The 17,360-nt window shown below is 66.1% G+C and carries 15 protein-coding genes and 2 tRNA genes; 13 read left to right on the forward strand and 4 right to left on the reverse strand.

The annotated features are described in order from the left end of the window. Positions 1 to 88: 88 nt before the first annotated feature. The 8 genes from G3N93_RS03110 to G3N93_RS03145 all read left to right on the forward strand — a co-directional run bounded on the left by G3N93_RS03110 (position 89) and on the right by G3N93_RS03145 (position 8,104). Positions 89 to 1,078 carry an aliphatic sulfonate ABC transporter substrate-binding protein gene (locus G3N93_RS03110; protein WP_206132261.1) on the forward strand — a complete coding sequence of 330 codons (990 nt, stop codon included), beginning with the start codon at positions 89 to 91 and terminating at the stop codon, positions 1,076 to 1,078. 112 nt (positions 1,079 to 1,190) lie between these two features. Beyond that, a tRNA-Leu gene (locus G3N93_RS03115) sits at positions 1,191 to 1,277 on the forward strand. 409 nt (positions 1,278 to 1,686) lie between these two features. Further along, positions 1,687 to 1,773: transfer RNA gene (locus G3N93_RS03120), tRNA-Leu, on the forward strand. 370 nt (positions 1,774 to 2,143) lie between these two features. Beyond that, on the forward strand, positions 2,144 to 3,391 hold the full coding sequence (locus tag G3N93_RS03125; protein ID WP_206132262.1) for an ROK family protein: 1,248 nt from the start codon (positions 2,144 to 2,146) through the stop codon (positions 3,389 to 3,391). Next, positions 3,378 to 4,931 carry a sugar ABC transporter ATP-binding protein gene (locus G3N93_RS03130; protein ID WP_174934367.1) on the forward strand — a complete coding sequence of 518 codons (1,554 nt, stop codon included), beginning with the start codon at positions 3,378 to 3,380 and terminating at the stop codon, positions 4,929 to 4,931. Before G3N93_RS03125 ends, G3N93_RS03130 begins: the two co-directional genes overlap by 14 nt. A 42-nt stretch (positions 4,932 to 4,973) precedes the next feature. Then, complete coding sequence (locus G3N93_RS03135) at positions 4,974 to 6,011, forward strand: ribose ABC transporter permease (RefSeq protein ID WP_011351839.1); 1,038 nt, start codon at positions 4,974 to 4,976, stop codon at positions 6,009 to 6,011. 82 nt (positions 6,012 to 6,093) lie between these two features. After that, the gene (locus G3N93_RS03140) at positions 6,094 to 7,038 is read left to right on the forward strand and encodes an ABC transporter substrate-binding protein (protein ID WP_206132263.1); all 945 of its coding nucleotides are present in this window, start codon (positions 6,094 to 6,096) and stop codon (positions 7,036 to 7,038) included. Between the two features lie 130 nt (positions 7,039 to 7,168). After that, complete coding sequence (locus tag G3N93_RS03145) at positions 7,169 to 8,104, forward strand: carbohydrate kinase (protein WP_206132264.1); 936 nt, start codon at positions 7,169 to 7,171, stop codon at positions 8,102 to 8,104. Positions 8,105 to 8,126: 22 nt separating this feature from the next. Here the strand turns inward: G3N93_RS03145 and G3N93_RS03150 are convergent, their stop codons facing one another. The 3 genes from G3N93_RS03150 to G3N93_RS03160 form a co-directional block, all read right to left on the reverse strand. Continuing rightward, entirely contained in the window at positions 8,127 to 9,857 is a 1,731-nt protein-coding gene (locus G3N93_RS03150; RefSeq protein ID WP_174934374.1) for a SulP family inorganic anion transporter, read from the reverse strand. 6 nt (positions 9,858 to 9,863) lie between these two features. After that, a complete protein-coding gene (locus G3N93_RS03155; protein ID WP_174934376.1) occupies positions 9,864 to 10,490 on the reverse strand; it encodes a ParB-like protein in 627 nt (208 codons plus the stop codon). A gap of 128 nt (positions 10,491 to 10,618) precedes the next feature. Next, entirely contained in the window at positions 10,619 to 11,161 is a 543-nt protein-coding gene (locus tag G3N93_RS03160; protein ID WP_174934378.1) for a GNAT family N-acetyltransferase, read from the reverse strand. Positions 11,162 to 11,440: 279 nt separating this feature from the next. Between G3N93_RS03160 and G3N93_RS03165 the strand changes: the two genes are divergently transcribed. The 4 genes from G3N93_RS03165 (at position 11,441) to G3N93_RS03180 (ending at position 16,556) form a co-directional block, all read left to right on the forward strand. Beyond that, entirely contained in the window at positions 11,441 to 12,661 is a 1,221-nt protein-coding gene (locus G3N93_RS03165) for an MFS transporter (protein WP_174934380.1), read from the forward strand. Between the two features lie 215 nt (positions 12,662 to 12,876). Continuing rightward, positions 12,877 to 13,698 carry a TetR/AcrR family transcriptional regulator gene (locus tag G3N93_RS03170; RefSeq protein ID WP_089494738.1) on the forward strand — a complete coding sequence of 274 codons (822 nt, stop codon included), beginning with the start codon at positions 12,877 to 12,879 and terminating at the stop codon, positions 13,696 to 13,698. A 156-nt stretch (positions 13,699 to 13,854) separates the two neighbouring features. Beyond that, positions 13,855 to 15,609: an AMP-binding protein gene (locus G3N93_RS03175; RefSeq protein ID WP_174934382.1), complete on the forward strand. Its 1,755-nt coding sequence runs from the start codon at positions 13,855 to 13,857 to the stop codon at positions 15,607 to 15,609. A 29-nt stretch (positions 15,610 to 15,638) separates the two neighbouring features. After that, positions 15,639 to 16,556, forward strand: coding sequence for a DUF1571 domain-containing protein (locus G3N93_RS03180; RefSeq protein ID WP_206132265.1), 918 nt, complete (start codon positions 15,639 to 15,641; stop codon positions 16,554 to 16,556). 27 nt (positions 16,557 to 16,583) lie between these two features. Here the strand turns inward: G3N93_RS03180 and G3N93_RS03185 are convergent, their stop codons facing one another. Next, positions 16,584 to 16,868 (reverse strand): hypothetical protein, encoded by a 285-nt coding sequence (locus G3N93_RS03185; RefSeq protein WP_174934386.1) that lies wholly within the window; start codon positions 16,866 to 16,868, stop codon positions 16,584 to 16,586. A 295-nt stretch (positions 16,869 to 17,163) separates the two neighbouring features. Here G3N93_RS03185 and hfq point away from each other — a divergent pair. Beyond that, positions 17,164 to 17,360: RNA chaperone Hfq (hfq, locus tag G3N93_RS03190; protein WP_206132266.1), on the forward strand; the 197-nt coding region annotated here is incomplete at its 3' end.

Consider the following 17,360-nt stretch of genomic DNA (forward strand, 5'->3'; position numbering starts at 1 on the left):
AGAATTTATCGGTTATCGTCCGCCTGCCCCGTTGGTACGTTAGCCGGCTCGCTTCAATGCAACGAACCAGACACGAGGAGCACAACCCATGACGTCGATGAACCGCCGCGCATTTGCGCGCGTGATGCTGGCCGCCGGCCTGACTGCCGCCGGCGCCCGAACGCACGCCGAGAACGCACCCGATGTACTGCGCATCGGCTACCAGAAGTCGTCGACACTCATCACACTGCTCAAGACGCGCGGCGCGCTCGAGCAGGCACTGGCGCCACTCGGCCTGCGCGTGTCGTGGCATGAATTCGCAAGCGGCTTGCCGCTGACCGAAGCGCTCAACGTCGGCGCCGTCGATTTCAGTGCCGACGTGGCCGATACGGTTCCGGTCTTCGCGCAAGCCGCACGTGCGCGTTTCGTATACGTCGCGCAGGAGGCGCCTTCGCCGAAGGCACAGGCGATCGTCGTCAAGCAGGACAGCGCGCTGCGCACGCTCGCCGATCTCAAGGGCACGCGCATTGCGGTCACGAAGGCGGCCGGCAGCCATTACCTGCTGCTTGCCGCGCTCGCGCGCGCGAAGCTCGGGCCAGCCGATGCGGCGATCCACTACCTGACGCCCGCGGATGGCCGCGCGGCGTTCGAGCGTGGCAGCGTGGACGCCTGGATCACGTGGGATCCTTATGTCGCGTCGGTCGACCGGAATCCCGACGTGCGGATTCTGGCCGACGGCAACGGACTCGCGTCGTACCAGCGCTACTACCTCGCATCCAGCAGTTTCGCCGCCGCGCGGCCCGACGTCGTCCAGATCCTGTTCGACCAGCTGTCGCAGGCCGGCACGTGGCTGCGCGACCACCCGCAGGAGGCTGCGAATACCCTCGCGCCGATCTGGGGGCTCGACGCGGCGACGATCGCGCGCGCGAACGCGCGGCGCAGTTATGTCGTCCGCGCGGTGGTCGCGCAAAACTTCGGCGAACAGCAGAAGATCGCCGACACGTTCCTCGCAGCCGGGCTGCTGCCTGCCCGCGTCGACACGAGCCAGGCGCAGCGCTGGAATTTCATCGCGAAACGCGCTGATCCGGTCGGCGCGTGAGAATCCATCGCGCAAGGGGCAATATTTTTATCGCCTTGAGTGAAATTGTGTTGACAGACTCCGCCGACACGCTAGAATAGCGGTCTTCGCACTGCAGTAATAAGCGAAACGTGCCCAGGTGGCGGAATTGGTAGACGCACTAGGTTCAGGTCCTAGCGGTGGCAACATCGTGGAGGTTCGAGTCCTCTCCTGGGCACCATCTGTTTTCTAAAAAGGTCGGCTTCTAGCCGGCCTTTTTCATTTCTAGCGCAGAAAACAAAGCGCCTGCGCGGTTTGCGCGACGCCTCGAACGGCCGAGCTTGCAAGTGAGGTCGTGGCGCGCATGTGTGACCGAGCCCACTCCCTCCTGACCTCCATCTGCTTTCCAAAGCGATCAGTTCGCAGTCGCCCTCTTTTCATTCCCGACCGCGGAATTGATGCGCCCGCGCGCTCAACCGGAATCACACATTCGACGGCGCACGTCGGCCACCGCGGCGCTTGCGCACCCCACTCGCTACCCCGAGCAAGCCCGCCAAATTATTTTCGTTCGCGACCTCAAATCCTGTTGACAGCCTCGCAATACGCGCTATAATTTCGCTTCTTTGCAGCAAGCAGCTACTGCAAAACGTGCCCAGGTGGCGGAATTGGTAGACGCACTAGGTTCAGGTCCTAGCGGTGGCAACATCGTGGAGGTTCGAGTCCTCTCCTGGGCACCATCTGTTTTATAAAAAGGTCGGCTTCTAGCCGGCCTTTTTTCATTTCCGGATCCGGAAACACCCCTCTTCATCTCCGAGCGCAAACGAGTCGCTTCGGTTTGCGCGGCCAGCACCAGTGAACCGTGACGGCATACGGTAAATCCGGCAGCAACCCGTTGCCCAGGGTTCGGATCACCCCGCAAGCCATCCCGAATCTGACTTTCTCGATCCCCGCGTTCCACCCCCGATTCCGGACACCCCGCACCAGCATCCCCGCCTCCACCCCAAACCGGGATTTCCCTAGGCTGACATGCCGACGCTCACGCGGTTAAATAAATCAACGTGATTTATTTAATGCGCCACCGAACGGCGCGCCATGGAAGGAGACGCCATGAGAAGCCCGCACTTCGGCCAGGGAAGCAATTCGGCCAACGTGCGCCGTTACAACGAGCGCCTGCTGCTGAAGACGCTGCGCCGCGCAGGCAGCGCATCGAAAGCCGACCTCGCCCGCCTTGCGAACATGACGGGAACGGCAGTCGGCAGCATCATCGGGTCACTCGCCGATGCGAAGCTGATCGAATTCGCGGGCCGCACCGAAGGCCAGCGCGGCCAGCCGGCCTCGCTGATCCGCCTCGACCCGCGCGGCGCGTTCGGCATCGGCGTCCATCTCGACCGGATGCGCATCGAAACGGCGCTCGTCAACTTCGCGGGTGACGTACTCGGCCGCCGCTCGCACGACACACTGCTGCCGCCGCCCGCCGACGTGCTCGAGATCGTCCGCCACGACATCGACGCAATGCAGGCCCTCCTCCCCGACCACGAGCGCGCGCGCCTGACCGGCATCGGCGTCGCACAGCCGTACAACCTCGGCGCGTGGATGCGTGAACTCGGCCTCGCACCCGACACGTTCCGCGCGTGGGAAGACGTGGATTTCGCGGCCGACCTCGGTCGCATGCTGTCGCTGCCCGTCTTCGGCGAAAACGACGGTAACGCAGCCGCGATCGCCGAGCTGTTCTACGGATACGGCCGGCAGTGCGACGACTTCGTCTACCTGTTCATCGGGCCGGCGATCGGCGGCGGCATCGCGATCGATGGCGACTGCCTGCGCGGCGTGACCGGCAATGCGGGCGACATCGCCGTGATTCCCGTGCCGCCGAGCCGGCTGGCTTCCGCGCCGCCGCCGCGCGGCCCGTGGGACATCCTGCTCGCGCGCGCGTCGCTGCACGCGCTGGTGCGCCACCTGCGCCATCACGGCGAGACGGTCGACAACCGGGCCGATCTGGAAGCGTGCATCGCTCGCGGCCTGCCGGCCGTCGACGAATGGATCGACGATTGCGTCGACGCGCTGGCACCGGCGTTGCGCGCAGTGCTGTGCGTGGTCGATGCGCCGGTGGTCGTGCTCGATGCCGATACCGACGCGGGCCTGCTCGACGCGGTCACGACGCGCCTGCGCGCGGCGCTCGTGGCCACCGCGCCCGAAGCGCGCGGCACGCCGGTGCTCGTACGCGGCACGTTCGGCGCCGACGCCGGTGCGATCGGTGCGGCCACGCTGCCGATGTTCTTCAACTTCTCCCCGCGGGCCGGCATCCTCAAGGGCGCCCGCACCGACTCGCAGGAGGTCAACCATGTCGCGATCTGAGTCGCCCCGCCCGTTGCTCGAGATGCGCGGGATCAGCAAGACGTTCCCGGCCGTGCGCGCGCTCGACAACGTCAGCCTGACCGTCTATCCCGGCGAGATCCATTCGCTGATGGGCGAAAACGGCGCGGGCAAATCGACGCTGATGAAAATCCTGTCGGGCGCATACCGCGCCGACGCCGGCGGCGAGATCCTGATCGACGGTGCCCGCATCGACATCGACGGCCCGCTTGCCGCGCGCGATGCGGGCGTCGCGGTGATCTACCAGGAGCTGTGCCTGTCGCCGAACCTGAGCGTCGCGGAAAACATCTACATCGGCCGCGAACTGCGGCGCGGCAACCGGCGCTGGGGCACGATCGACCGCGCAGCGATGGCGCGCGGCTGCGAGGACGTGCTCGCGCGCCTGGGCGCATCGTTCGGGCCCGACACGCTCGTCGGTACGCTGTCGATCGCGGAGCAACAGCTCGTCGAGATCGCGCGCGCCGTGCACACCCGTGCACGCATCCTCGTGATGGACGAGCCGACCACGCCGCTGTCGTCGCGCGAGACCGAACACCTGTTCCGCCTGATCCGCCAGTTGCGCGAGGAAGGTCTCGCGATCATCTACATCAGCCACCGGATGGCGGAGATCTACGAATTGTCCGACCGGGTGTCGGTGCTGCGCGACGGCACGTACGTCGGCACGCTGGAACGCGCTTCGTTGTCGGCCGAGCGTCTCGTCGCAATGATGGTCGGCCGCGACATCTCCGGCTTCTACAAGAAGGAACACGCGCCGTACGACCCCGGCCACCTGCTGCTGTCGGTCCGCGACATCGCCGACGGTGCGCGCGTGCGCGGCTGCAGCCTCGATCTGCACGCCGGCGAGGTGCTCGGCATCGCGGGGCTCGTCGGCGCAGGCCGCACCGAACTCGCGCGGCTGATCTTCGGCGCCGAACCGCGCGTGCGCGGCGACGTAAAGGTGGGCGAGCGCACGTTCGGCGCGCACTCGCCGCGCGACGCGATCGATGCGGGCCTCGTCTATCTGACCGAAGACCGCAAGCGCCAGGGCCTGTTCCTCGACATGAGCGTGCGCGACAACATCAACATTTCGGTCTGCAACCGCGACGCGCGGCTCGGTGCGCTCGATCTCGCGCGCGGTGCCGAACGCGCGCAGGACGCCATTGCGTCGCTGTCGATCCGCGTGCCGAACGCGAACGTCAACGTCGGCGCACTGTCGGGCGGCAACCAGCAGAAAGTGCTGCTGTCGCGCCTGCTCGAGACGAAGCCGCGCGTGCTGATCCTCGACGAACCGACCCGCGGCGTCGACATCGGCGCCAAATCAGAGATCTACCGGATCATCAACGAGCTGGCCCGGGCCGGCGTGGGCGTGATCGTGATCTCGAGCGAACTGCCGGAGATCATCGGTGTCGCCGACCGCGTGCTCGTGATGCGCGAAGGCGAGATCGCCGGCGAACTCGGCGGCTACACGCAGACGCCCATCACGCAGGAAGCCATCATCGCGCTCGCCACCGGCTCGCAAGCCGAAGTCGCCGACGCGCACTGAGCCTCGCCCTTTTCATTTCCTTCTTACATTCAGGTTACCGAAATGATCAACCCGACCAAGCAGCGGAACCTCGCTTCCGCGACGGCCCAGCCGGTGGCCACCCGTACGCCGCTATTGCGCGGCGCCGATCACCGCGCCCGCATGCAATCGCTGATCCGCACCGCCGGCATGCTGCCGGTGCTGCTGGTCCTGTGCATCGGCTTCGGCTTCCTGACCGACGGTTTCTTCACGCTGCAGAACCTGTCGATCGTCACGCAGCAGGCGTCGATCAACATCGTGCTCGCCGCCGGCATGACCTTCGTGATCCTGACCGGCGGCATCGACCTGTCGGTCGGCTCGGTGCTCGCCGCCGCCGCCGTCGCCGCGCTGCTCGCGTCGACCATCCCGGGCTGGGGCTGGCTCGGCGTGCCGTTCGCGCTCATCGTCGGCCTCGTGTTCGGCGCGATCAACGGCGGCCTGATCTCGTTCCTGCGCCTGCCGCCGTTCATCGTCACGCTCGGCGCGATGACGGCCGTGCGCGGCGTCGCGCGCCTGATCGGCAACGACACGACCGTGTTCAATCCGCAATTGCCGTTCGCGTTCATCGGCAACGGCACGATCCTCGGCGTACCGTGGCTCGTCGTGATCGCGTGCGCGGTCATCGCGATTTCGTGGTTCATCCTGCGCCGCACGGTGCTCGGGATGCGCATCTATTCGGTTGGCGGCAATCCGGAAGCCGCCCGCCTGTCGGGCATCAACGTGCGGGCGATCCAGATGTTCGTGTATGCGGCGTCGGGTCTGCTCGCCGGCCTCGGCGCGGTGATGTCGGCCGCGCGGCTCTATGCGGCCAACGGCCTGCAGCTCGGCCAGTCTTACGAACTCGACGCGATCGCCGCGGTGATCCTCGGCGGCACGAGCTTCGTCGGCGGCGTCGGCTCGATCGTCGGCACGCTGATCGGTGCGCTGATCATCGCCGTGCTGACGAACGGCCTCGTGCTGCTCGGCGTGTCCGACATCTGGCAGTACATCATCAAGGGGCTCGTGATCATCGGCGCGGTCGCGCTCGACCGCTACCGCCAGCGCGATTCCGCGCGTACCTGAACCCCTTCCCGTCCATTCAATCTTGCGGCGCAGGCCGATCCCTGCGCCCGCTCGCCAAGCAACTTCACGGAGACACAACGACATGTTCAAGCACAAAGCCGCCCTGACCGCCGTCGCCTGCGCACTCGCCTTCGGCGCTTCCGCCGCGCACGCGGCCGACAAGCCGCTCAAATCGATCGGCGTCACGGTCGGATCGCTCGGCAACCCGTACTTCGTCACGATCGTCAAGGGCGCCGAGGCGCGCGCCAGGCAGATCAACCCGAACGCGAAAGTCACGGCCGTGTCGGCCGACTACGACCTGAACAAGCAGTTCACGCAGATCGACAACTTCATCTCCGCGCACGTCGACATGATCCTGCTCAACGCTACCGATCCGAAGGCGATCGAGCCGGCGGTGAAGAAGGCGCAGGCGGCCGGCATCACGGTCGTCGCGGTCGACGTCGCGGCGGCGGGCGCGAATGCGACCGTGCAGACCAACAACGTGAAGGCCGGCGAGCTGGCATGCGACTACATCGCGAAGAAACTCAGCGGCAAAGGCAACGTGATCATCGAGAACGGCCCGCAGGTATCGGCCGTGATCGATCGCGTCAACGGCTGCAAGACCGTGCTCGCGAAAAACGCCGGCATCAAGGTGCTGTCGAGCGACCAGGACGGCAAGGGCTCGCGCGAAGGCGGGATGAACGCGATGCAGGGCTACCTGACGCGCTTTCCGAAGCTCGATGCGGTGTTCACGATCAACGACCCGCAAGCGATCGGCAGCGATCTCGCCGCGAAACAGCTGAACCGCCCGGGCATCGTGATCACGTCGGTCGACGGTGCGCCCGATATCGAGGTCGCGCTCAAGTCGAATACGCTCGTGCAGGCGTCGTCGAGCCAGGATCCTTGGGCGATGGCGCAGCAGGCCGTCAACGTCGGCTACGGCATCATGAATGGCCAGAAGCCGGCCAACCCGATGATCCTGATCGAACCGACGCTCATCACGCGCGACAACGTGAAGAGCTACAAGGGCTGGAGCACCCCGCGCTGATCGCGCCGCCCGTCCGCCCACGCAACCGGGCAGTGCCGGGCCGCGTCGCAACGTGCGACGGCCCGCACGGCCCGTCTTTTCAGATCAATCGCTGCATGGCCGCGCACAACGCCGCGGCACAAGGTTCGACATGACGACGACGTTTCCCCGCCTGATCGTATTCGGCGAAGCATTGACCGATTTCATCCGCGACGACGCGCAGCACTGGCACAGCGTCGCCGGCGGCTCATGCTGGAACGTCGCGCGCGTCGGTGCACGACTCGGCGTGCCGACGGCCTTCGCCGGCACGGTCAGCCGCGACACCTTCGGCGACGAGCTGATGCGCAAGAGCGCCGACGCAGGGCTCGACCTGCGCTTCATCCGGCAGGTCGATCGCGCGCCGCTGCTCGCGATGGTCGTATCGAAGCAGCCGCCCCATTACTTCTTCATCGGCGAGAACAGCGCCGATCTCGCATTCGATCCGGCGGACCTGCCCGCCGGCGCACTCGACGCGGCCGAGATCGTGCACGTGGGTTCGCTCGGCGTCGTACGCGAGCCGCTCGCGTCGCGCCTGATCGACGTGGCGCAAGCTGCGCGGGCGGCCGGCAAGCGGATCTCGTTCGACCCGAACTTCCGCGCGCCGATGGCGGCACCGTCGTATCGCGACACGCTGCGCAAGCTGGCCGGGCTCGCCGACTGGATCAAGGTATCGGACGAGGATCTGCGCGGGCTGTTTCCCGAACTCGATGAAGCCGCCGCGCTCGCGCAACTGCGCACGTGGGCGCCCGACGCGGCAATGCTCGTCACGCGCGGCGCATCGGGCATGCAGCTCCTGCATCGCGACACCGTGCTGTTTCAGCCCGCGTTCCCGACCGACGTGGCGGACACCGTCGGCTGCGGCGATGCGAGCATCGGCGGCTGGCTTGCGAGCCAGCTCACGCGTCCAGATGCATCAGCCGCCGAGCATTTGCGCTACGCAGCGGCGTGCGCGGCGGTCGCCTGTGCGCATGCAGGCGCCTATGCGCCGACAGCGGCCGAAGTGACCGACATGATCGATCGCTCCGCCGACACCGTGGTGTCGCAATAGCACGCGCCGGCGCGCCGCCTCGTCACGCGGCGGTCGTGCCGTCGCTGCCGTCCGGCGGCATCCCGGCCTGCAGCAGTTGCAGGCTCTCGTCGACGCTCAGTTCGGACATGGCATCCTCGTGCAGCGTATCGTCGGCCGCGCGACGCAACGCATGCAGCGCGTGCACCTTGAGCCGCACGATGGCGAGCCGCAACCCGCGCGCCGTGCATTCGGCCGCGAACGTGCGCAACGATTCGATCGTCGTGCTGTCGACATCCGGCGTTTCCTCGAGGCTCAGCATCACGGTATGCGCGTCCGGCTCGGCCTTCATCAGCGCACGCACGCGGTTCAGCATCCGGTCCGCATTCGCGAAGAACAGTTGCGCCTCGGGCCGCACGATCAGCACGCCCGGCACCGGCTTCGCGTCGGCATGGCTCGCCACGTCGACGAAATCGTGACTGTCGCGCAGCCTGCCGAGCACGCTGACGTTCGGTTCGGACAGCTTGCGCAGCGTCAGCAGCAGGCTCACGCCGATGGCCGCGAGCAACCCGTGCAGCACGCCGAGCACGAGCACCGCGAGCAGCGCGGCGATCACGACGAGCCGGTCGCGATGCCAGGCCCAGTACGGCCGGAATACGGACGGATGCAGCGAGTGGCTGACCGCGAAGATCACGATCGCCGCGAGCACGGGCTCCGGCGTGCGCGCGAGCTGCGGCAGCAGCAGCCAGACGATCAGCGCGACCACGCCCGCCGCCCACAGGCCGGCAAAGCGCGACTGCGCACCGGCCGCTTCGTTTGCCGAGGTCGCCGAATACCCGGCGCCGACCGGCATCCCGTGCAGCAGGCCCGACACGAGATTCGCGCAGCCGAGCGCGACGAGGTCGCGGTTCGGCGACACGCTGTCGCCGTGCTTCAACGCGAAGTTGCGGATCGATCCGTACGATTCCGCGTACAGGATCAACATCAGCGCGAATGCAAGCTCGATGGTCTGCATCCACGCGTTGCGGTCGAGGGTCGGCAGGCCGAACTCGATATGCTTGAAATCGATATGACCGACGATCGCAATCCCGTATCGCTGCCAGTCGATCGCATAGCCGGCCGCGATCGACAGCACGATCACGACGAGCGTCGCGGGCACGCGCGAGCTCCGCCCGAGCGCGAACAGCAACGCCAGTGCGATCGCACCGAGCACGACGCTCGCAAGGTTCGCATGCGGCGCGCCGGTGATCAGGTCGAGCGCGACATGCGGCGCATCGCTGTGCTGCACGGAGATCGCGAGAATCTTCGGCAACTGCTTGATGACGATCGTCAGCGCGAGGCCGAACGTGAAGCCGCGCAACACCGGCCGCGCGACGAAGTCCGACATGCCGCCGAGCCGCGCGGCACCGGCCAGGATGAACAGCACGCCCGTCATCGCGACGAGCGCGGCGGCGAGCGCGAGCTGCGCGGCAAGCGCCATCCCCGACTCCGCGAGGACGGTCGCCGCGAGCACGGCGGCCGACGACGACGTCGACGACACGATCGCGAAGCGGCTGCTGCCGGTGAGCGCATAGACGACTAGCCCCGACAGCAGCGCGATGAGACCGGCCTGTGGCGGCAGGTTGGCCAGCCCTGCGTATGCGACCGCCTCGGGGATCAGCAGGCCCGCGATCGACAGGCCAGCCAGCGCATCGAGGCCGATGCGTCGCGTGGGCGGCGGCGAGGCCGCGTCGAGCGCGGCGAAATGGTCGGCATGCTGCGGGCCGGCATCGGGGCGGATCGGGGCGGTCGTCATGAGAGGTCAGGGCTTGACGGCGATGACGCCCGACCAGCCGGGCAGATAGCGCGCATCCTGCTCATGCGCGCGATGCAGTGCGATGTCGAGCGCCTTCGCGAAGTTCTTGCGGATCTGGTCGAGCGACACGTGCTGACGCAGGTAGTCGGCCCACAGGAATTCGCTGAACGGCGTCGCATCCTTCGCATAGCCGCCCGCCGTGCGCAGCTCGCCGGCAAGGCTGCGGTACGGATCGTCCACGAGCCCCGTCAGCGCCTTCGGCAGATTCTCGTAGTCGCGGCGCGTGCCGTCCGCGCCGAACGGGTGCACCCACTGGTTGTGTTCCATCATCCGCCAGAAGATCGTGTCGTCGAGCCACGACAGATCCTTCAGCAGCATCGCGTTCACGCGCGCCTCGCCTTCCTCGATCAGCGCGAGGCCGAGATGGTGGTGATCGGTGATGTAGTGCAGCCCGTCCGGGCCGAGCACCGCCGGGAACCAGTGCGATTCGATCGCGGCCTTGCGCGCGCGCTTGCTGAGCGCCTTCCAGTGCTTGCGCTTCGCCTTGACTTCGCGATAGCCGACCGTCATCTGCGTGGGACGCAGTTCTTCCAGCTTGACGGGAATCAGGTGAACATCGTTGCCGAGTGCCATGGTCGTACCCCATGTTGCGAAATTCCGGCAACGATACTCCTGATCGCGCGGGCCGTTAATACGTCATGACCTCGATACGCCACCGGTTGACGATCTCTGACACCCTCCCGCGCACTCGCAGCGCCGCGCTATGTGCGCAGATCGTTGCGTTCGAGACGATGTCGAATGTAAGGAATGCCATCGTGCACGACGCTCACGCGACGCATCCCGAGCTTGCGCGCGACATTCAGCGAGCCGCTGTTGGCCTCCGCGATATCGGCGATCACACGCGGCAGGCGCACGGTGTCGAAGGCGTGGTGCATGACGGCTGCCGCTGCCTCGCTCGCGATGCCACGCCCCCATGTCGCACGCACCAGCCGCCAGCCGATCTCGACGTCGCGCGCGCCGTCCACGTAGTCGGGAATCAGCAGGATCCAGCCGATGAACGCATCGGGCGCGGCCTTCTCGAAGATCGACCAGTAGCCAAGGCCCGGCGGATAGTCGCACGTGATCCGGTGCGTGACGAAGCGCCGATGCTCGACGGGATCGTGCCACGGCCCCGCGATGTGCCGCGTGACCTCGGGATCGCGATCCATCTCGATGCACGCATCGAGGTCGGCCAGCACACGCGGACGCAGCCACAGCCGCGCAGTTTCGAGCACGGGCAGCGTGGCGGCGGAACGTTCGGTCATCGGGACTCCTGATTCGGTGATGGTACGCACGAGCGCATTACAAAACAGATACAAACAGCCTTCCGGAATGATACAGATGCCTGTCGCGTGTTTCGTGCGACGGCGTTTCCAATTCCGAAACAGTTCATTTCCTAGGGATTATTCCCGATTCGACGTTATCGCGCCCCACATCGTCCGGTGTCGCGGCCTACACTCGATCAATGCCCCCGCACCGCGCGCAAGCCGGCCGGCATCCGCATGCACATCGTAAGCGCGCAAGCCAACGAGGAGACCTCGGACATGAGCTGGACCCGCGAACAACGCAACGTCACGATCGCCGCCTACCTCGGCTGGACACTCGATGCGTTCGACTTCTTCCTGATGGTCTTCGTGCTGAAGGACATCGCCGCCGAATTCGGGTCGACGATTCCCGCCGTCGCGTTCGCGCTCACACTGACGCTCGCGATGCGCCCGCTCGGCGCGCTGATCTTCGGCCGGCTCGCCGATCGCTTCGGCCGCCGCCCGACGCTGATGGTCAACATCGCGTGCTACTCCCTGCTCGAACTCGCATCCGGTTTCGCGCCGAGCCTGACCGCGCTGCTCGTGCTGCGCGCGTTGTTCGGCGTCGCGATGGGCGGCGAATGGGGTGTCGGCTCGGCACTGACGATGGAAACCGTGCCGACCCATGCGCGCGGCTTCGTGTCGGGGCTGCTGCAGGCCGGCTATCCGAGCGGCTACCTGCTCGCGTCCGTCGTGTTCGGCCTGTTCTACCAGTACATCGGCTGGCGCGGGATGTTCATGGTCGGCGTGCTGCCCGCGCTGCTCGTGCTGTACGTCCGCGCTCACGTTCCCGAATCGCCGGCGTGGAAACAGATGGAGAAGCGCCCACGCCCGAGCCTGGGCACAACGTTGCAGCAGAACTGGAAGCTCACGATCTACGCGATCGTGCTGATGACCGCGTTCAACTTTTTCTCGCACGGCACGCAGGATCTCTATCCGACGTTCCTGCGCGAACAGCATCACTTCGATCCGCATACCGTGTCGTGGATCACGATCGTGCTGAACATCGGCGCCATCGTCGGCGGCCTGTCGTTCGGCGCGATCTCGGAGCGGATCGGCCGGCGTCGCGCCATCTTCATCGCGGCGTTGATCGCCCTGCCCGTGCTGCCGCTGTGGGCGTTCTCGAGCGGCCCGGTCGCCCTCGCCGCGGGGGCGTTCCTGATGCAGATCTCGGTGCAGGGTGCGTGGGGCGTGATCCCGGTTCACCTGAACGAAATCTCGCCCGACGAGCTCCGCGCGACCTTCCCCGGCGTCGTCTACCAGCTCGGCAACCTGCTCGCGTCGGGCAACGCGACGATGCAGGCCTCGCTCGCCGTTTCGAACAACAACAATTACAGCTTCGCGCTCGCGCTCGTGGCCGGCATCGTCGCCGTCGTGATCGCCGTGCTGATCCTGTTCAGCCGCGAGCGGCGCGGCATCGACATGACGCAATCGGTCAATACGCGTAGCACGGTCACCTGAACCCGCGCATTGCCGCACCGCATCATCGTGCGTGCCCCGTCCTGCCGAGGGCACGCGCGAAACTTTCCGCATTCGCACATCGAACTAGAGGAATTTGTCCAGATTCCCTGCTTGCCCGCTCCGTCCGCGATTTTTTATCTTAATAAAAACGACTGTTTGAATCAGACAAACAAATCACCAGTTCGCGGCCGGGCGACCGGCATGGGAGGCGGGACATGGCAGTAAGTCAGGAGGGACGGCCATCCGCGGGACGGCCGTCCGGGGCACGGTCATCCGGCACGCGGCAGACCGGCGGGACGAAGGCGCGCATCCTCGATGCGGCCGAGGATCTGTTCATCGAGCATGGCTTCGAGGCGATGTCGATGCGCCAGATCACCTCGCGCGCGGCGGTCAACCTCGCCGCGGTCAACTACCACTTCGGCAGCAAGGAAGCATTGATCCACGCGATGCTGTCGCGCCGGCTCGACCAGCTCAACCAGGAACGCCTCGGCATCCTCGACCGCTTCGATGCGCAACTCGGCACGCACATCACCTGCGAGCACGTGCTCGGCGCGATGTTCATTCCCGCGCTGAAGGCATCGCGCAATCCCGAGCGCGGCGGGCCCGGGTTCCTGCGGCTGATCGGTCGTGCGTACACCGATCCGTCACCGTTCGTGCGCAACTTCCTGACCGCGCACTACGCGAGCGTCGCTGGCCGCTTCTTCGACGCGTTCCAGCGCGCGTTGCCGCACCTGCCGCGCACGGAGCTCGGCTGGCGACTGCACTTCGCGATCGGCGCGCTGTCCGGCGCGCTCGCGGGCGCCGAGACGGAAAGCCTGATCGACGAATTCTCGCAGGGTCGCACGATGAACGACGTGCAGATGATCGCGCGACTGTCGTCGCTGATCGTCGCCGCCCTGAAAGCGCCGATGCCCGACAGTGCGCAACTGTCGATCTTCGCGGCCGTGCTCGACGACGCGGGGGCCAGCGAAGCGTTCGGGCTGCCGCAGTCGGCTGCGACCGCCGTCGATACGGCGACGCTGCATTCCACGAACTGAACGCGCGAGGCCACGCGCGGCTTCCTGTTCACGATTTGATTGAAACGCGCGGTCGTGCGGGGCGTCGAGGCGCCCCGTCGATCGACCGTGCGGCACGGGGCACGGGCCGGCGCTGAAGCGCCCGCCCTCGCCGAGAGCAAAGACCGGAGACTCGTCATGTCATCTTCCGCAGCAACCGCAGCGGCCCAGGTTCCGCCGAACACCGACGGCATCTGGTACGCGTCATACCCGCCCGGCGTCCCGCACGAGATCGACGTCACGCAATACGCATCGCTCGTGCAGTTCTTCGACGAATGCACGAGCCGCTTCGCCGAGCGCGTCGCCTACGTGAGCGCAGGCGCGTCGATGACCTATCGCACGCTCGCGCAGAAAGTCGACGCGTTCGCGTCGTACCTGCAAAGCATCGGCATCAAGCCCGGCGACCGCGTCGCGATCATGCTGCCGAACACGTTCCAGTACCCGGTCGCGCTGTTCGGCACGCTGAAGGCCGGCGCGATCGTCGTCAACGTCAATCCGCTCTACACGGTGCGCGAACTCGCGCACCAGCTGAAGGACAGCGGCGCGCAGACGATCGTCGTGTTCGAGAACTTCGCGCGCACGCTGCAGGACGCGCTGCCGGAAACGCAGGTGAAGAACGTCGTCGTCACCGCGCTCGGCGACCTGCTCGCCGACGGCTTCAATGCAAAAGGACGCCTGATCAATTTCGTGCTGAAGCACGTGAAGAAGCTCGTGCCGGCCTACCACCTGCCGCAGGCCATCCGGTTGCGCTCCGCGCTCGCGCTCGGTGCGCGCGGCAAGCCGCAGCCCGTGCAGATCACGCGCGACGACCTCGCGTTCCTGCAATACACGGGCGGCACGACCGGCGTCGCGAAAGGCGCGATGCTCACGCACGGCAACCTGATCGCGAACCTGCTGCAGGCGAAGGCGTGGATCGCCGACCAGGTCTCGGGCGACGTCGAAACCGTGCTCACGCCGCTGCCGCTGTATCACATCTATTCGCTGACGGTGAACGCATTCATCTTCATGGGGCTCGGCGGGCGCAACATCCTGATCGCGAACCCGCGCGACATGACGATGGTGATGAAGATCATCCGCAACGAGACGTTCACCGGGATCACCGGCATCAACACGCTGTACAACGCGTTCCTCGACAACGAGGAATTCCGCAAGCGCGATTTCTCGAAGCTGAAGCTCGCGATGGCCGGCGGGATGGCGATGCAGCGTGCGGTCGCGGAGCGCTTCCAGCAGGTGACGGGGCGGCCGGTCGTCGAAGGCTACGGCCTGACCGAGTGCTCGCCGATCGTCACGATGAACCCCGTGGACCTGAACGACATGGCCGCGTTCAGCGGTTCGATCGGCCTGCCCGCGCCGTCCACCGTCGTGCGCTTTCGCCGCGAGGACGGCACCTGGGCGCCCATCGGCGAACCGGGCGAGCTGTGCGTGCATGGTCCGCAGGTGATGCGCGGCTACTGGCAGCGCCCCGACGAGACGGCCAAGGTGATCGACGCCGACGGCTGGCTCGGCACCGGCGACATCGGCGTGATGGACGAACGCGGCTTCATCCGCCTGATCGACCGCAAGAAGGACATGATCCTCGTGTCGGGCTTCAACGTGTATCCGAACGAGATCGAGGAAGTGCTGGTGATGCATCCGGGCATCAGCGAAGCGGCGGCGATCGGCATTCCTGACGAGGTCCAGGGCGAACGGATCAAGGTGTTCGTCGTGCGCCGCGACCCGTCGCTGACGGTCGACGACGTGCTCGCGCACTGCCGCAAGAACCTGACCGGCTACAAGATGCCGAAATTCGTCGAGTTCCGTGACGCGCTGCCGCAGACGAACGTCGGCAAGATCCTGCGCCGCGCGTTGCGCGACGAGGAACTCGCCAAAATCAAGGCCGCGAAGCAAGGCTGAACGATCCATCGCCCCCGGAGACGCCGTCGATGAACGAAGGAAAGAAGCACCACGCGCGGCACGCCGCCGCCGTGGCAGCGGCGTGCATGCTGTCGCTCGCCCAGACTGGCCTGCATGCACAGGAAACGGCCAGCGCCGTGAGCGCAGCGCAGGAGGTCGCACTGCCGGCGGATCTCGCGAAAGTCGTACGCGAGCCGGTCGTGCAGCAGGCACGCTGGCTGCGCACGGCCGCGCAGCGCGGCACGCTCGTGCAACTCGACGACGCAACGCTCACGGCGCTCTTCAAGGCACTCGATCCGCTCGCCGTGCCGCTCTATATCCGTAACGGTCCGAACGGCTACCCGTCCTACCAGTTCACGATGGTGCGCCAGGAGCGCATCAGCGGGAAATGGTCCGATACGCCCGACCGCATGCTCGTGAAGACCACCCGCGAACCGCTGCGCGTCTATGCGAAATGGCTGCCAGGCGGCGCGCATGCCGGACAGGAGACCATCTACGACACGACGCAGCGCAAGGACGAGATGTACGGACACCTTGGCGGCCTGCTCGGCAAGATTCCGCTGTGGACGGCAATCGACGGCGCACTTGCGCGCGCCCAGTCGAATCACCAGGTGAAGGATCTCGGCACCGAGTTCATCACGAACCTGTACCTGACCGAAGGGAAGAAATATCTGGAAGCCGGCGTGCAGCGGCCGACCGATGTGGAAGCCAAAACGATCAACGGCGTGCGCGTCGTCGCGCTCACCTACGAAACGCCGACCGGCCGGCCGCAGTTCTACGCGAAGAAGGAAGTCCTTGGGCTCGACCTGCACGCGCCCTATTTCCGGACCGTCGAGTCCTACGACAACGACGGCAAGATCTTCGAACGGATCGTCATCGAGAAAATCGCGCCGGCGACGCTCGACGACACCGCCTTCGACCCGAAAAACCCCGACTACGCGTTCTGATGCGCGCCGTCAGGGCTGGCCTCGGGCTCAATCGTCATCGTCGTCGCCATGGTGCCGGTGCCAATGCTTGTAGTAGTGCTTGCGCCATTTGCGATAGCGATCGTCGTCGTCATCGCCGTCGTAGCCGTATCCATAGCCCGGATAGGCGACCACGGCCGGTTGCGGCGCCACATAGACCGGAGCCGGCTCGACATAGACCGGTGCGACCGGGACGCCGATGCCGACCGACAGGTCGACATGCCCTGCCATCGCACTGCCGGAAGCCAGCAACGCCACGCCCCCGACCCACCCTGTCCATCGCCTCTTGTTCATGTTCTGAATCCCTGATAAGCCGGCCCGCCCGGCTCGCGCAACCAATGTATGCGCCGCGCACGAGCCAAGGTGATACGGCACTGCGAGAGTCGTAACGCGGCGTAACGAAATCGCATTAGCCGTTTGGCCGAATCGCGAAAATGCGCTGGAACGTCTATAGTGGGTTACGGTTCGACACAATCACGACTGCGCGCTCCCTGATCGAACAGGGTAGAATCCCGCCAAACACCTTGTGGACGAACACGCCACACACACGCACAACATATTCTCTGACGCAGGCTCCTGCCGCACCTCAATGGCCAATCCCGCAGAATCCCATCCGCAAAACGACTTCATCAATTCGGCGCGCAAGGAACGTAAGCGCGTTGAAATCTATCTCGTCAACGGCATTCGTCTGACGGGGTGTATCGAGTCGTTCGATCAGTACCTGGTGATGCTGCGCACCCCCGTGGGTCTGCAAGGCATCTACAAGCGCGCGATTTCCATAGATCC

Source organism: Burkholderia sp. Se-20378, assembly GCF_017104665.1.
Classification (GTDB): domain Bacteria; phylum Pseudomonadota; class Gammaproteobacteria; order Burkholderiales; family Burkholderiaceae; genus Burkholderia; species Burkholderia lata.